This window comes from Streptomyces sp. NPDC001709, from assembly GCF_053596375.1.
Genome location: NZ_JBSFGB010000002.1, coordinates 187,640 through 203,419, shown reverse-complemented (window position 1 = coordinate 203,419; position 15,780 = coordinate 187,640). Strand labels below are relative to the sequence as shown.

At 69.2% G+C, this 15,780-nt stretch carries 12 protein-coding genes; 8 read left to right on the top strand and 4 right to left on the bottom strand.

Going from position 1 to position 15,780, the window contains the following annotated elements:
• Positions 1-113: 113 nt before the first annotated feature.
• The 7 genes from ACWC0C_RS03790 to ACWC0C_RS03760 all read left to right on the top strand — a co-directional run bounded on the left by ACWC0C_RS03790 (position 114) and on the right by ACWC0C_RS03760 (position 7,462).
• Positions 114-1,259 (top strand): VOC family protein, encoded by a 1,146-nt coding sequence (locus tag ACWC0C_RS03790; protein WP_450861331.1) that lies wholly within the window; start codon positions 114-116, stop codon positions 1,257-1,259.
• A complete protein-coding gene (locus ACWC0C_RS03785; protein WP_450861329.1) occupies positions 1,256-2,194 on the top strand; it encodes a fumarylacetoacetate hydrolase family protein in 939 nt (312 codons plus the stop codon). Before ACWC0C_RS03790 ends, ACWC0C_RS03785 begins: the two co-directional genes overlap by 4 nt.
• Complete coding sequence (gene mhpA, locus ACWC0C_RS03780; RefSeq protein WP_450861327.1) at positions 2,191-3,816, top strand: bifunctional 3-(3-hydroxy-phenyl)propionate/3-hydroxycinnamic acid hydroxylase MhpA; 1,626 nt, start codon at positions 2,191-2,193, stop codon at positions 3,814-3,816. The genes ACWC0C_RS03785 and mhpA overlap by 4 nt, the downstream gene beginning before the upstream one ends.
• Entirely contained in the window at positions 3,813-5,849 is a 2,037-nt protein-coding gene (locus ACWC0C_RS03775; RefSeq protein ID WP_450861325.1) for an acetoacetate--CoA ligase, read from the top strand. Before mhpA ends, ACWC0C_RS03775 begins: the two co-directional genes overlap by 4 nt.
• A complete protein-coding gene (locus ACWC0C_RS03770; protein ID WP_450861323.1) occupies positions 5,846-6,193 on the top strand; it encodes a DoxX family protein in 348 nt (115 codons plus the stop codon). Before ACWC0C_RS03775 ends, ACWC0C_RS03770 begins: the two co-directional genes overlap by 4 nt.
• Positions 6,194-6,265: 72 nt before the next feature.
• Complete coding sequence (locus ACWC0C_RS03765) at positions 6,266-7,048, top strand: hypothetical protein (protein ID WP_450861321.1); 783 nt, start codon at positions 6,266-6,268, stop codon at positions 7,046-7,048.
• A gap of 267 nt (positions 7,049-7,315) precedes the next feature.
• Complete coding sequence (locus ACWC0C_RS03760) at positions 7,316-7,462, top strand: hypothetical protein (RefSeq protein WP_450861319.1); 147 nt, start codon at positions 7,316-7,318, stop codon at positions 7,460-7,462.
• Positions 7,463-7,913: 451 nt separating this feature from the next.
• On the opposite strand, the gene ACWC0C_RS03755 is transcribed toward ACWC0C_RS03760, so the two are convergent.
• Both ACWC0C_RS03755 and ACWC0C_RS03750 read right to left on the bottom strand, forming a co-directional pair.
• Positions 7,914-8,321, bottom strand: a complete 408-nt coding sequence (locus ACWC0C_RS03755; protein WP_450861713.1) for a CHAT domain-containing protein — start codon at positions 8,319-8,321, stop codon at positions 7,914-7,916.
• Positions 8,322-8,393: 72 nt separating this feature from the next.
• The gene (locus tag ACWC0C_RS03750) at positions 8,394-9,818 is read right to left on the bottom strand and encodes a non-reducing end alpha-L-arabinofuranosidase family hydrolase (protein WP_450861317.1); all 1,425 of its coding nucleotides are present in this window, start codon (positions 9,816-9,818) and stop codon (positions 8,394-8,396) included.
• A 599-nt stretch (positions 9,819-10,417) separates the two neighbouring features.
• On the opposite strand from ACWC0C_RS03750, the gene ACWC0C_RS03745 reads away from it, so the two are divergent.
• The gene (locus tag ACWC0C_RS03745; protein ID WP_450861315.1) at positions 10,418-11,848 is read left to right on the top strand and encodes an endo-1,4-beta-xylanase; all 1,431 of its coding nucleotides are present in this window, start codon (positions 10,418-10,420) and stop codon (positions 11,846-11,848) included.
• Between the two features lie 109 nt (positions 11,849-11,957).
• Here the strand turns inward: ACWC0C_RS03745 and ACWC0C_RS03740 are convergent, their stop codons facing one another.
• Both ACWC0C_RS03740 and ACWC0C_RS03735 read right to left on the bottom strand, forming a co-directional pair.
• Complete coding sequence (locus ACWC0C_RS03740) at positions 11,958-13,286, bottom strand: class I SAM-dependent RNA methyltransferase (protein WP_450861313.1); 1,329 nt, start codon at positions 13,284-13,286, stop codon at positions 11,958-11,960.
• A gap of 100 nt (positions 13,287-13,386) precedes the next feature.
• The gene (locus ACWC0C_RS03735; protein ID WP_449202194.1) at positions 13,387-15,438 is read right to left on the bottom strand and encodes an APC family permease; all 2,052 of its coding nucleotides are present in this window, start codon (positions 15,436-15,438) and stop codon (positions 13,387-13,389) included.
• Between the last annotated feature and the right edge of the window lie 342 nt (positions 15,439-15,780).

Genomic DNA, 15,780 nt, shown 5'->3' with positions numbered 1-15,780 from the left:
ATGACACTGCCATTACTGATGAGATCATCAATTATTTGGGCTGCACCTATTGACGATGAGAAACAGCAGAGTTGATGATTTCCTCATTACGGCAGTGTTGCTTGGAGGACACCATGTCCCACATCCCCGTTGACAAGGGCGGTCCTCTGACGCCCCACCAAGACCTCCACAGTGAGCAGGGCGCCCTACGCGGTGAACACCCCGGACGAGCCCGGAATCCGGTGATCAAAGTGGCGGACCTGGCCTGGCTGGAGTTCGAGAAGCCGGACCTGGACCGGGCCGAGGTGTTCGCCCGCGACTTCGGCTTCGCGATCGCCGCCCGCACCGATCAGGAGCTGTGGCTGCGCGGCACGTCCGCGGGCTCGCCGTGCATGGTCATCCGGCGCGGCCGCGCCTCCCGCTTCCTCGGGCTCGCGTTCCGCGCGGCCGAGCGGGCCGATGTCGACCGGCTGGCCGCCGCCGTCGGACACACCGTCCGGGACATCGACGTCCCCGGCGGCGGCCGGTCGGTCGCCCTGTTCGACCCGTCGGGCGTCCCGGTCCGGGTCGTGCACTGCGCCGAACCGCTTCCCGCGCTGCCCGGGCAGCAGCCGCTGATCCTCAACACCGGCATCGAAGGCCGTCGTACGAACACCACCCAGCGCCCGCCCCGTGAGCCGTCCCGCATCCAGCGCCTCGGCCATGTGGTGCTGGAGACGCGGACGTTCACCCGCACCCTGGACTGGTACCTGGACACCCTTGGCATGATCGTGTCCGACTTCCTGTTCCTGGACGGACAGCGCCGGCGCGGGCCGACCATGGCGTTCATCCGCTGCGACCAGGGCAGCCTGCCCGTGGACCACCACACCCTCGCCCTGCACCTCGGGCCGGGCACCGGCTACGTCCACTCCGCCTACCAGGTCACCGACCTGGACGCGATCGCCGCCGGCGGCGAGTACCTGGCCGAGCGCGGCTACCAGCGCAGCTGGGGCATCGGCCGGCACATCCAGGGCAGCCAGCTCTTCGACTACTGGCGCGACCCCGACCGCTTCATGCTGGAGCACTTCGCCGACGGCGACCTGTTCTCCTGCGACCTCGAACCCGGCTGGGCACCGATGTCGGCGAGCGGCCTGGCCCAGTGGGGTCCGCCCGTCACCCGCGACTTCCTGGGCACCAGCCCCTCTCCCGCCAAGCTCCGCGAGGTCATGACGGCCCTGCGCGACGACAACGAACTCGACCCCGCACGCCTGCTGGGCCTGATGAAAGCGATGAGCTCATGAGCACCAACGTGCTGCGCACCCCCGACGGCTGGTGGGCCGTCCGGGACGATCGCGCCATCCGCATCGAGACCAAGGCGGTCACCACCGCCGAACTGCTCGCCGACCGGGCCGCCGTCCGGGAGGCCGCCGCCTCCGGCGAGCGCGGCACGCCCGTCGCCGACCTGGTGGCGCTGCCTCCGGTCACCACCCCCTGCCGGGTGGTCGCCCAGATGGTCAACTACCGCAGCCACGCCAAGGACTCGGGCTTCACGGGCGACATACCGCCCACCTTCTTCCGCAAGGCGTCCGGCTCGGTCAGCGGCCCGCACGACACGATCGTCCGCCCCACGCACGTGAACTTCCTCGACTACGAAGTCGAACTCGGCCTCGTCATGGGCGCGACGCTCCCGGTGGGCACAGTGGTGGAGGAGCAGGATCTTCCTTCGTACGTCGCCGGGCTCGTCCTCACCAACGACGTCAGCGCCCGCGACGTCCAGCTGACCAAGACCCAGTTCTACGAGAGCAAGTCCTACCCGACCTTCACCCCCACAGGCCCGTACCTTGCCCTGCTGGAGCCGGAGGACTTCGACCGTCTGATCGACCTGCGACTGCGGCTGTCGGTGAACGGCGTAACGCGTCAGGACCGCACCCTGGCCGACATGATCGTCCGGCCCGCGCAGGCGCTCACCCTGCTCGCCCGCTTCCAGACCCTCGACCCGGGCGACCTGCTGCTGACCGGTACGCCTGGCGGCACCGCCCTGAAGGCCCCGCCCAAGCCGGTCGAGAAGATCGCCGCGCTGCTGCCGCCCGCGCTGAAGTGGAAGGCGTTCTTCAACGGCCAGGCCAAGAACCCCCTGTACCTGCGCGACGGCGACGTCGTCACCGCCACGATCGCGACCCCGGACGGGCGGATCGACCTCGGCGCGCAGCGGACCCCTGTGGCGGACGCGAGGTGAGCGCCCCGGCAGCACGCAGACCCGTGGTGATCATCGGCGCCGGACCCGTCGGGGTCACCGCCGCGCTCCTGCTCGCCCAGCACGGAGTGCCCAGCCTGCTCCTCGAACGCCACCGGGACATCTACCCCCTGCCACGCGCCGTCGTCGCGGACGACGAGATCTGCCGGATCCTGCAGAGCGTCGGGATCCAAGAGGAGTTCGCAGCCGTCTCGCGCCCCGCACCGGGCCTGCGGCTGCTGGATCCCCGGCGCCGCGTGATCACCGAGTTCCCGCGCTCCCCGCACGGCCACCACGGCTTCGCACAGACCAACATGTTCGACCAGCCGGAACTGGAACGCCTGCTGCGCGGCGCCTTGGCACGCCACCCCGAGTGCGAGCTGTGGAGCGGCGTGGAAGCGGTGTCCGTCACGCAGCCCGCCGACGGCACGGCTCCGGTACAGGTGACCTTCCGCCGCGACGGCAGTGACGGGGAAGAGTACCTGTGGGCCGATGCCGTCCTCGGCTGCGACGGTGCGGGAAGCATCACCCGCGGAGCCATCGGCGCCGTATGGGAAGACCTGCATTTCGAGGAGAGCTGGCGGGTCATCGACGTGCGCACCAGCCGCCGGGTGCACAGCTGGGACGGCGCCGAGCAGATCTGCTGCGCCACCCGTCCGGCCACCTACATGCGGGTCGGCGAGGACCGCTACCGCTGGGAGTTCCGGCTGTCCGAGGACGAGCGCCTGGACGGTCCCCAGGGGCGGGAGCGTCTGCGAGAGCTGGTCGCCCCCTGGGTGGATCTGCCGTCCGACGGGTCGGAGGACGACGACTTCGAGGTGATCCGGCAGGCGCAGTACACCTTCCGGGCCCGCCTCGCCGACCGCTGGCGCCGGGGACGTGTCTTCCTGCTGGGCGACGCCGCCCACCTCACCCCACCCTTCGTCGGGCAGGGGCTGTGCGCCGGCCTGCGCGACGCGTACAACCTCACCTGGAAACTGGCCCGCGTCCTCCGACACGGCGCGGGCGACGAGCTGTTGGACACCTATGAGTGCGAACGCAAGCCGCACGCCCGTCACATGATCCGTCTCGCGGTCGCCGTCGGCTGGGCCATGACCGGCGGACAGGATCGTGGTGCGGCATTCCGCCGGGCCGTCGTGGGCGCGGCCTGCCGCCTCCCCGGTGTGACCGCGGCGGTGAGCCGCGACCTCAGCCCCGCCCTGACCGCCGGCCCACTCGTACGGCGCCGCCCCCGGCTGACGGGCCGCGTGCTGGCCGGCACCTTCTCCCCCCAGCCCTGGGTACGACACGACGGCAGGCGAGTGCGCCTCGACGACGTCCTCGGGGACTCTTTCGCCGTCCTGACCGCCGTACCGCCGACAGCGCGGATGACGGCAGTGGCCACGGCACTGGACGCCCTCACGATCCACGTCGACGACCTGGGCGACGACGGCACCTTGGCCGCCTGGCTGGCCCGCGGGCGCGCCGACGCCGTCCTGCTGCGCCCCGACCACGTCGTGATGGACACCGTCCCAACCGGCACAGGCGACTTCACGGGCACCACCGTCTGGGCCCCGCTGCTGCACACGACCCGCCGCCCCGCCGAAGCCCGGCCCGACCCCCTGCCGAGGAGCACCGCATCATGACCACCCCGCGCCTCGCACCGTACCCGGAACCCTTCTTCACCCCCGATCCGGACACGGCCGCCCGCAGCCGCATCGCGGACTTCGCCCAGTGGGCAGCCCAGCACCGGGACACGCCGGCCGGCGAAGCCCCGACGGACTACCAAGCCTTGTACCGCTGGTCGGTCACCGACCTGGAGGGGTTCTGGGCAGCGGTGTGGGAGTACTTCGACGTCGACACCACCACTCCGTACGAGCGCGTGCTGGCCGAGGAAGCCATGCCCGGCGCCCGCTGGTTCCCCGGCGCCACCCTCAACTACGCCCACCACGCACTGCGCAACCTGCACCCGGACGCCCCCGCGATCACCGCACTGGACGAGACCGGAGCCGCCTACGAGATCACGGGCCGGCAGCTCCGCGCCCAGGTCGCCTCCGTCGCGGCCACCCTGCGCGACCTGGGCGTCGGACAGGGCGACCGGGTGGTCGGCTACCTGCCCAACACCCCCCACGCCGTCATCGCCTTCCTCGCCACCGCCAGCCTGGGCGCGGTGTGGTCCGTGTGCGGCCAGGACTACGCGCCCAGGGCCGCCGCCGACCGCTTCGCCCAGCTCGAACCCACGGTGCTCATCACGGCGGACGGCTACCTCTTCAACAGCACCCGTCACGACCGCCGCGCCGCCTCCCTCAACCTCGCCGCCGCCCTTCCCACGCTCAAGGCCACGGTCCTCGTGGATCACCTGGGCGGCCTCGCGTGGCCCGCGACCCCGGCCGCGGGGCTGACAGTTCCCTGGGAGGACGCGGCCGGCCGCACCGAGTACCTCACCATCACCCCGGTTCCGTTCGACCACCCGCTGTGGATCGTCTTCTCCTCCGGCACCACCGGCCTGCCCAAAGGCATCGTCCACGGCCACGGAGGCGTCCTGCTGGAACACCTCAAGACCCTCGGCCTGCACTCCGACCTCGGCGTCGGTGACCGCCTGCTGTGGTACACCACCACCCACTGGATGATGTGGAACCTCGTCGTCTCCACCCTGCTGACCGGAGCCACCACCTGCACCTACGACGGCAGCCCCGCGCCGGTGACGCGCCCGGACGTCCTGTGGGAGCTGGCGGCCCGCCACAAGGTCACCGTCTTCGGCACCAGTCCCCAGTACCTGCTGGCCATGGCCAAGCTCGGCGTCGAACCCCGCACGCACGACCTTTCGGCGATCCGCGTCATCGGCTGCACCGGCTCCACCCTGCCCGCCTCCGCCTACCCCTGGGTCCGCGACCACGTCGGCGCAGGCGTCCAGCTGGCCTCCACCAGCGGCGGCACGGACGTCGTCTCCGGCTTCGCCGGCAGCGCCCCCACCACCCCGGTGTGGGCGGGTGAACTGTCGGCCCCCAACCTCGGCGTGGCGCTCGCGGCGTACGACGGCGCGGGACGGCCGGTCGTCGACCAGGTCGGCGAACTGGTCGTCACCCGCCCGATGCCCTCCATGCCGCTGTACTTCTGGGACGACCCCGACGGCAGCCGCTACCGCGACGCCTACTTCAGCGCCTATCCGGGCGTGTGGCGGCACGGCGACTGGATCACGATCACGGGTCACGGCTCGGTGATCGTGCACGGCCGCTCCGACGCCACGCTCAACCGCAACGGCGTACGGCTGGGCAGCGCCGACATCCACGACATCGTCGAACGCCTCCCCGAGATCGCCGAGGCCCTCGTCATCGGTGCGGAGGAACCCGACGGCGGTTACTGGATGCCGCTCTTCGTGGTCCTCACCGACGGGGTCGGTCTGGACGAGTCCCTGTGCGAGAAGATCCGCGACGCGATCCGCACCGGCGCCTCACCCCGCCATGTCCCCGACGAGATCCTCGCCGTGCCGGCCATCCCGCACACGAAGACCGGCAAGAAACTCGAGGTCCCGGTCAAGCGCCTCCTCCAGGGCGCACCCGCCGAGCAGGTCCTCAACCCCTCCGCGGTCGACAACCCCGACCTGATCGCCCACTTCGCCGGCCTGGGAGCCGAACGCCGCCAGGCCCGTCGTCCGCACACCCCCGAAGGCGCCTCGTGATCCTCTCCGCCTCGCTGACCTGTCTCATCGCGTTGATCTTCGCCCTGCTGGGCGCGGCCAAGATCCTGGCCCTGGGTCCGATGCCCGAGCTGGCCGCACACGCCGGCTTCACCACCGCGGCCTACCGGGTCATCGGCGGGCTGGAGCTGGCGGGCGCCATCGGCGTGGCCCTCGGCCCAGTCGTACCGCTGTGCGGCGACCTGGCCGGCATCGGACTGCTGATGCTGCTCGCCGGTGCCGTGACCACGCACGCACGCAAGGGCGACGGGCTGACCAAGCTCCTCCCCGCGGTGACATGCACTGCTTTGGTCGCCTGGTATCTCGTACTCCTCGCCGGCCTCTGACCCGTTCCGGGGGACTGTCGGCGGCCACTCGTCCTGTTAGCGAGCCCACGGCGGGGCTGGCAGACTGACTCTGTGGTTCCGCTGACGGTCGCGGCGGATCAGATCGCGTCCTCATCGCTTACCGGCGCCAGTGTGGTGTCAGCCTGCGCACTGCTCTTCACCGTCGCGTCGTTCTGGTGGCTCAACGCCCGACAGGGACGCCTGCAGGCGTGGGAACCTCATTCCTTCGCGGCGATCGTCCACGGTTCCACGGCACGCCTACGACTGCCTCTCGTCCTGCACAACACCGGTCCCAAGCCGATCGTCGTGCAGGACCTCATCCTGACCTTCCCCGATGAGCCCGCCTCTCATCTGCCCCTCCTGTGGGTGTCCTCCCCGTCCCGGCTCCAACCGGGGCCGGACGAGGAGGCGAAGCTGCCGGCGGGGTTCGTCGTGCCCGGCAGAGAAGCGCAACAGCTCTTCCTCGAGTTCGAGGCACCGTTTTCCGGATTCCTCCCGGAGGCCCGTGACTACAAGGCCCAGATACAGGTGCGGGTCGGCCACCGCAGGGGTTGGCGCCCCCTGCTGACGTTCAGCTTGAGGGCCGCCAACATCATCGATCCAGATCACTACACCGTTTACAACAACGCACCGCTCGAGCTGACGAAGGAAGACCGGAGAAGAGCGGATGCCGCGCTCCTCGAGCTGCTGGAAGAGCACGGGGACGGCTCCCCTCCCGGCGGCAGGAGACAGGGGGCCCGCCTGATGACGGCGACGCCGACACAAGCGGCTGATGCCGAGTCCCGCATCGGCGCAGCGGGCATCCTCTCCGTGGTCGTGGTCCACCGCCGAGAACGTTCCCGAAGCTGGGCGTAGCGTGAAGTGACGGGTGTCTGCTGTCCAGACTCGTACTGCAGCGAGCGGGTCCGGGGCACGGGGCTCGGCAGACCTGTGAGTCCAATGCCGATCACAGCCTCGGGACCGGCCAGGGCGCCGTCGGCTCCCAAGTGTCCCAGGCACTGGCTCCGCGTGGAGAGCTGGTGGTGTGAGGCGCGCTCTCCACCCACCGGCAGACCGACCCGGCGGCGCTGACGATCCCGCTCCAGGCCCGTTCGGTCATCTACAGGTCTCGTCGCCGATGGGGTGCTGAGCATTCCGCAGGGCCGGCCGTTCCCGCTCGTAGCCTTCGCAGAAGCCGTCGCGCTCGCCGAAGGACCCGCACACGGCACCAAGCCACTGTTCGTCTTCGACGAGGGGCGGGACGAACGTGACAGCTACGAAGCGCCCTGATGGTGCAATGGCGGTTCGGCCGCGAGGGCGGCACGGCCGTCCATGAAGGCGCCGAGGCCGAGCGGATACACGCCCTTGTCACCGAAGCCCCCATGAGGCCCGCGGACACGGCGACGTCGATACGGGCGCCAGGCGCTGGGCGACCAAGGCGGCAGAAGATCACTCCACGCGTCCGACCGCAAGGTGACAGCCCATCAGAAGGAGCGTCATCTCAGCGTCGAGACGACCTGCCGCCGTCCGCGCCGAACCGGCTGACGTTCACACATCGTCCCAGCGCGAAGTCATGAAACGCCAGGTCAGCGTCGTTCGTGAGGCATACGACGCGCTTCACGTCATGCACTTCGGGAAACAGGTCGAGCGCGCCCGGCCCCGCCTGAGAAACCCGAGAAAACTGCAGGTCAGGGCCGCTTTGCAGCGGGTTCCAGAATCGCCACGCACTCAACGTGCGACGTCATCGAAAAGACGTGAATGCAACCCAGAACAGCGGGCTTTCGGCGACCTGTTGATCAAAGTGGCTTCGCCAGTCCGGAAGCATCGCGTCGATTGCTGATTCGGCGGCGCGCACCGGACCTGCCTCCCAGGACACTCGCCACCGGTGTTCACTCAGGTAGCGGATGGTGGCGGCGTAAGCGGTGTGGGAGTCCGCGCCGACGCCGAGGTGTGCGTGGAGCACAGCGGAGAACACGACGCCTTGCAGGTCAGTGTTTTCCCACAGAGTGGAGATGACCGCTTTTGCCCCGCGGGCGAGAAAGGCGGACTCGATGCTGCGCAAGGTCTGCACGGTACGGCCGGTGCCTTCATGCGTGCCCGTTCTGCAAGCGTTAAGGATGATCAGGTCGACGCTGGAAAAACACGGCAGGCCCAGGGTGGCAAAGGCGACGGCCGGCCCGATCTGGGTGAGGCCGGCCGTCGGCGAGGTACACAGGCCGGTTCAGCGCTGCAGGGTGAGGAGACCCGGCCGCCAGGGCAGTTGGTCGTAGGGGCCGCTCGCTGTCGGGGACTTGCCCTGGTAGAGGAACTGCAGGTTGCAGGGGTCGATGGTCATGGTCTGGTCGGGGTTGTTGCGTACCAGGTCGCCGTGGCTGATGTCGTTGGTCCAGCCGGCACCGCTGTTGGCCTTGCCGGCGAAGGGGTTGCTCTCGCCGGCGGCCTGCGGGGTCCACGAACCGTTCAGGCTGGAGGCCGTGAACGAGCGGAAGTAGCGCTGCTCGTTCGCACCCCGCGCCTCGACGATCATGAGGTACTGGTTCTGGCCCTGGACCTTGTAGACCTGCGGCGCCTCGAACAGGTTCTTCACGGTGTCGCTCATGACCGTCGTGTAGGACGAGCCGAAGCTGCCCGGGAAGTTCCCGATCGGCATGCTCGCCCGGTAGATCTTGCCGTTGTCACCGGCGAAGAACAGGTACATGTTCTGGTCGTCGGCGATCAGGGTCTGGTCGATCGGGGCGGCGCCCGGGATGCTGCCGGTGAACAGCGGCTGCGGCGCGGACCAGCCGTCGGGGTTGGTGGGGTCGCTCGACGTGCGGTAGACGAAGGGCCATGCACCCCACTGGTACGCCAGCACCCAGATCTTCTTGGGCGCGAAGTAGAACAGCGTGGGAGCCACCGCGGACTGGCTCATCCCGGTCTGGCCGGCCGACGCCATGTCCGACCAGTTCGTGAAGGGCCTGAACATCATCGAGCCGTACGACGACCCCGACACGTTCGACGCGTAGACCAGGTGCCTGCCGTTGTACGTCACGGTGGTGAAGTCCTTCAGCGAGACCCACCCGTTCGCCGGCTGCGCCAGCGCACCCGTCGACGTCCACCGGTACGTCGACGGAAGAGCACACGTGCCGTCCCCCGGTGGGGTCGTCCCGGACAGGCCGGTCCACTTCTGGTTGCTGCCCCCGTTGCACGTCCAGATCTGCGCCGCTGTGCCGTTGGCCGTACCGGAGCCCGTAACCTCCAGGCACAGCCCGGACTCCACGCCGACGACGGTGCCGTCGGAGTTCACCCGCCACTGCTGGTTCGCACCGCCGGAGCAGGCCCAGATCTGCACCCGGGTACCGGCCGCGGTGGCGTGGCCCGGAACATCCAGGCACTTGTTGCCGTACACGGTGAGCTGGTTGCTGTCCGTCAACGTCCACTGCTGGTTGGTCCCGCCCCAGCAGTCATAGATCTGCAGATACGTGCCGTCGGTCTGGCTGGCGCCCGGCACATCGAGACACCGGCCGGAACCAACACCGCGCAAGGCGCCGCTGGAAGCCGCCTGAGCCGGGGCGGCGACAAGTATCGCCGCCAGCGCCGCCAGGGCCGCAACCACGGCGGCGAGCACCACAGACGGATGCCTGCGGCTGGAACTTCCTCTGCGCATGGATACTCCCTAGACCCTGAGTAGGCGGTAGTTGATGGGTCCATGACATACAAAAATGTTCGTTATGTCGAACAAAGGTCGAACCATCGAGCAACCCGATGATAGGGAACCGGTGAACGCCGTCAATACCTCTCGCATATATCGCCTCAAACGCCGAAACATTCGCACCACCACGCGCCGACCAGCGGACGCCACACCGTCAAATGGCTGGCTCGTAAGCGACTTGACCCCGCCAACACTGGGGCTGTCGTCCGCTTACCGGATGACCGAAAGTTTCGTCCGACAATCGGAAATTTCTTCGGCGGAGGGTATTGACGATCCACGGTCACGCCTCAATCATCCCTGTCTGAGAAACCGGGCCTGGTTCGAGATTCCGGGCTTGTATCGGCCTGGGCAATCCATGCTGCACGGCAGATCAGCGACCAGCTGCACGGCAGACCCGCGCACCACATCACCTGCGCCACCCCGTTCCGTTCCGGTGAGGTTCGCACCAGCGCATGCTGGCTCTTCCCGCAGTCGGGCGACGTGCCGGACGCGGCCGGACGACGCAATCCCCTGCGCTTCAGTCGATCAGCGATTTCTACCTCGGAGGCACAGTCATGAGCTCGTATGCCCTTCCCAGATCCGTTACCCGCCGGAAGATCCGCGGCCTGCTGCTGGCGCTGGTCGTCGGCGTCCTCGGTGCGGTCACCGCACTGGCCGCACCGCCGACCGCACACGCCGCCGAGAACACGCTCGGCGCCGCGGCGGCACAGAGCGGCCGCTACTTCGGCACCGCCATCGCCTCCGGCAGGCTGGGCGACTCGGCGTACACGACGATCGCAAGCCGTGAGTTCAACATGGTGACGGCCGAGAACGAGATGAAGATAGACGCCACCGAACCACAGCGGGGCCAGTTCAACTTCAGCGCCGGCGACCACGTCTACAACTGGGCGGTGCAGAACGGCAAGAAGGTGCGCGGCCACACCCTGGCCTGGCACTCCCAGCAGCCCGGCTGGATGCAGAGCCTCAGCGGCAGCTCACTGCGCCAAGCGATGATCGACCACATCAACGGCGTCATGGGCCACTACAAGGGCAAGATCGCCCAGTGGGACGTCGTGAACGAGGCCTTCGCCGACGGCAATTCGGGAGGTCGGCGGGACTCCAACCTGCAACGCACGGGCAACGACTGGATCGAGGTCGCCTTCCGCACCGCGCGCGCCGCCGACCCGGCGGCCAAGCTCTGCTACAACGACTACAACATCGAGAACTGGACCTGGGCCAAGACCCAGGCCGTGTACGCCATGGTCCGGGACTTCAAGCAGCGCGGCGTGCCGATCGACTGCGTCGGGTTCCAGTCGCACTTCAACAGCGGCAGCCCCTACAACAGCAACTTCCACACCACCCTGCAGAATTTCGCCGCCCTCGGCGTCGACGTGGCCATCACCGAACTCGACATCCAGGGCGCCTCGGCCTCGACCTACGCCAACGTGACCAACGACTGCCTGGCCGTCCCGCGCTGCCTCGGCATCACCGTCTGGGGTGTGCGCGACACCGACTCCTGGCGATCGGGGGACACGCCGCTGCTGTTCAACGGCGACGGCAGCAAGAAGCCTGCCTACACCGCCGTCCTCAACGCACTCAACGGCGGCTCCACGACGCCCCCTGCGGATGGCGGACAGATCAAGGGCGTCGGTTCGGGCCGTTGCCTGGACGTGCCCGGAGCCGGCACCACCGACGGCACACAGCTCCAGCTGTGGGACTGCCACAGCGGCACCAACCAGCAGTGGACGTACACCGACGCCGGCGAGCTCAGGGTCTACGGCAACAAATGCCTTGACGCCGCCGGCACAGGCAACGGTTCCAAAGTCCAGATCTACAGCTGCTGGGGCGGCGACAACCAGAAATGGCGCCTCAACTCCGACGGATCCATCGTCGGCGTCCAGTCCGGCCTCTGCCTCGACGCCGTCTCGGGCGGCACCGCCAACGGCACCCTGATCCAGCTCTACTCCTGCTCGAACGGCAACAACCAACGCTGGACCCGCACCTGAGGGGGCCTGCCACAAACGAAGGGGGAAGCCGTGACAGCCCACGGTGCGGCTTCCCCCGCCCCTCCGCAAGGACATCGTTGACGGTCCCTGCACCTGCATGAACAGCAGGTCAGACGCCCTTTGCTGCGGGCTCAAGAATAGCCACGCACTCCACGTGATGCGTCATCGGAAACAGATCGAACGCCCGAAGCGTCCGCACCCGGTACCCGCCCTCCCGGAAGTACGCCAGATCGCGAGCCAGCGCAGCGGGGTCGCAGGCCACGTACGCGATGCGGCGGGCGTCCAGGGAGGTGAGGTGGGTCACCGTCTGGCGGCCGGCGCCGGCGCGGGGCGGGTCCAGGACGATCAGGTCGACCTCGGTGATGCCCGTGCGCGGCAGGACCGACTCGACCTTGCCCTGTTCGATACGGACCCGGGGGAAGTCGGCGAGGTTGTGGCGGGCGTCCTCGACGGCCCGCTTGCCGGACTCGATGCCGAGAACGGCGCCCTTCTCGCCGAGGCGGTCGGCGAGGGCTCCGGCGAAGAGGCCGACGCCGCAGTAGAGGTCCAGGGCCATCTCGCCCTTGCGGGGCAGCAGGCCCTGCATGACCGCCGTCACCAGGGTGTCGGCCGCCTTCGGGTGGACCTGCCAGAAGCCGCCGCCGCCGACCCGGTGCGTACGGCCGTCCGCGCGTTCGCGGACGAAGGGGCGGCCGTGGACGCGGTGCACCCCGCCGGTCTTCTCGTCGACCCGGAGGACGGAGACCGGCTTGTCCAGCTCGACCAGGGGGAGGCGGGCGCCGGGGCGCGGGGTCAGGATCACCTGACGGTCCTGGGAGCCCGTGGCCGCGATCGCCTCGACCGACTCCATGCCGGTCCAGTCCCGCCGCTCGATGCCCAGCTCGCTGACGCCCTCCGCGGCGATCATGCAGTGGTCGATGCGCTCGATCTCGTGCGAGCGATGGCGGCGCAGACCCGCGTGGCCCTCGGCGTCCACGGCGTACTGGACGCGCGTGCGCCACTGCGGGACCTGGCCCGCGGGCAGCTTGTCGCCCTCGGCCGGCATCACCGTGCCGTCCCAGCCGGCCTCCTCGGGGGTGAGGCCCGCGAGCCGCTTGAGCTGCTCGGCGATCACCTCGCCCTTGAGGCGGCGCTGGGCGCCCGGCTTGGCGTGCTGCCAGTCGCAGCCGCCACAGCGGCCGGGGCCGGCGAAGGGGCAGGGGGCCTCGACGCGGTCCTTGGAGGCCTCCAGGATCCGTACGGCGTCCGCGCGGAGGAAGCGGGCTCCCTCCTCGCCCTCGGTCACCCTCGCCACCACCCGCTCACCCGGCAGCGCGTGCCGGACGAACAGCACCTGGCCCTCCGCCGTACGGGCGATGCAGTGGCCGCCGTGGGCGACGGGGCCGATCTCGACCTCGTACTCCTCCCCGACCAGCGACTTCTTCGGTTCTGCCTGCATGGCGGGGTGACTCCAGATCGGGAACGGGGAACGGCCGGACAACAGCCCACCAGTCTACGTGGCTGTCGTCCGGCCGCTCACCACAGGCCGAGCCCCGGGCTCAGTCCTTGGTCGCCGACGGCTGCTTGGGCCGCTCCCCGGCCGGTCCGCGCCGCACCGCGCCCGGCGCGTTCCACTCCTGCCGCTTGCGGGCCCGCTGCTTGGCCGCTTCGGACGACTGCAGCTGGTAGGGCACCGAGGTGACCATGACGCCCGGCGTGAACAGCAGGCGGCCCTTCAGGCGCAGGGCGCTCTGGTTGTGCAGCAGATGCTCGTACCAGTGGCCGACCACGTACTCGGGGATGATCACCGAGACCGCGTCACGCGGGGACTCCTTGCGCAGGCTCTTGACGTACTCGATCACCGGGCGGGTGACCTCGCGGTACGGCGAGTCCAGGACCTTCAGCGGTACCTCGATGCCGCGCCGCTCCCACTCCTCGCGCAGCGCCTTCGTCTCGGCCGCGTCCACGTTGACCGTGAGCGCCTCCAGGGTGTCCGAGCGCATCAGCTTGGCGTAGGCCAGGGCGCGCAGGGTGGGGCGGTGGATCTTGGAGATCAGGACGACCGAGTGGACCCGGGACGGGCGGACCATGTCGTCGGCGGGGCCCTCGGGGGCCGCGATCTCCTCGGCGACGCGGTCGTAGTGCTTACGGATCGCGGTCATCGTCGCGTAGAAGACGCACATGCCCATCAGCGCCACCCAGGCGCCGTGCGTGAACTTGGTGACCAGGACGACGACGAGCACCAGGCCGGTGAAGAAGGCGCCGAACGCGTTGATCGCGCGCGAGCGGATCATGTGGCGGCGCTTGGCCTGGTCCTCCTCGACCGCCAGGTGCCGGTTCCAGTGCCGGACCATGCCGGTCTGGCTGAGCGTGAAGGACACGAACACGCCGACGATGTACAGCTGGATCAGCCGCGTGGAGTCGGCGCCGTAGATGACCGTCAGCAGGGCCGCGGCGCCCGCGAGCAGCACGATGCCGTTGGAGAAGGCCAGGCGGTCGCCGCGGGTGTGCAGCTGGCGCGGCAGATAGCGGTCCTGGGCGAGGATCGAGCCGAGCAGCGGGAAGCCGTTGTACGCCGTGTTCGCCGCGAGGAACAGGACCAGGGCGGTGGCGGCGGCGAGGACGACGAACAGGAAGCTTCCCTTGCCGAACACCGCCTCGGCGACCTGGGAGATCACCGGGTTCTGGACGTAGCCGGAGCCGAGCGGGTGGCCGTTGTGGATCAGGTCGGTGGCGGGGTTCTCGGCCATGCGGACCTTGGTCGACATGGCGAGGGCGATGATCCCGCAGAACATGGTGACGGCGAGGCCGCCCATCAGCGCGAGCGTGGTCGCCGCGTTCTTGGACTTGGGCTTGCGGAAGGCCGGGACGCCGTTGGAGATGGCCTCCACGCCGGTGAGCGCGGCACAACCCGAAGAGAAGGCCCGCAGGAGCAGGAAGACCAGGGCGAAGCCCGCGAGGCCCTGGTGTTCGGCCTTGATGTGGTAGTCGGCCGTCGGGGCGTGCATGGTGTCGCCGAGGACCAGGCCACGGAAGGCACCCCACGCGATCATGATGAAGACGCCGCCGACGAACACGTACGTCGGGATCGCGAAGAGCTTGCCGGACTCCTTCACACCGCGCAGGTTCATCAGCGTCAGCAGCACGATCACGACGACCGCACACAGCACCTTGTGCTCGACCACGAACGGGATCGCGGAGCCGAGGTTCTCGATGCCGGAGGCGATGGAGACGGCGACGGTGAGGACGTAGTCGACGAGCAGGGCGCTGGCCACGGTCAGGCCGGCCTTGGAGCCGAGGTTGGTGGTGGCGACCTCGTAGTCACCGCCGCCGCTCGGGTAGGCATGCACGTTCTGCCGGTAGGAGGCGACGACGGTGAACATCAGCACCACGACCGCGACGGCGATCCAGGGGCTGAAGTGGTACGCCGACACTCCCGCGATGGACAGAACCAGCAGAACCTCCCCCGGCGCGTAGGCGACGGAGGACAGCGGGTCGGAGGCGAAGACGGGGAGTGCGATGCGCTTCGGCAGGAGCGTTTCGCCCAGCCGGTCACTGCGCAGTGCGCGCCCGATCAGGATCCGTTTGGGCACGTCGGTCAGTTTGGACACGACAGAGGATCGTAGGCCTTCGAACTGGCAGCCGCCCACCCGGCATCCCGGATCTGCCTCACGAGTGAAATCAGAGGCGCATGAAACTGCGGATTCCGCGGTCCGTGCGCTCCCCGTGCCTAGATGGCAGACCCCGCCCGTCTTCGCACTTCGGAGGTCCTATGCCCGCCACCGCGGAGCTGATCGGGGCGACGCTCGCCCTGTTCGGCCTCGGAATCCTGACCCTGTGCAGCGTGCGCAGCATCACTCGCCGGCGCCCGCCTCCCGGTGCCCGCCGACGTGGATCGCCGCAGCCGCCGACGCGCTTGATCACGGAGGGTGATCACGGTGAACCCGCGCACG

Coding starts and splice junctions, on each gene's coding strand:
- ACWC0C_RS03790 (WP_450861331.1), top strand. CDS start 114: ATGTCCCACATCCCCGTTGACAAGGGCGGTCCTCTGACGCCCCACCAA.
- ACWC0C_RS03785 (WP_450861329.1), top strand. CDS start 1,256: ATGAGCACCAACGTGCTGCGCACCCCCGACGGCTGGTGGGCCGTCCGG.
- ACWC0C_RS03775 (WP_450861325.1), top strand. CDS start 3,813: ATGACCACCCCGCGCCTCGCACCGTACCCGGAACCCTTCTTCACCCCC.
- ACWC0C_RS03750 (WP_450861317.1), bottom strand. CDS start 9,818: ATGCGCAGAGGAAGTTCCAGCCGCAGGCATCCGTCTGTGGTGCTCGCC.
- ACWC0C_RS03745 (WP_450861315.1), top strand. CDS start 10,418: ATGAGCTCGTATGCCCTTCCCAGATCCGTTACCCGCCGGAAGATCCGC.
- ACWC0C_RS03740 (WP_450861313.1), bottom strand. CDS start 13,286: ATGCAGGCAGAACCGAAGAAGTCGCTGGTCGGGGAGGAGTACGAGGTC.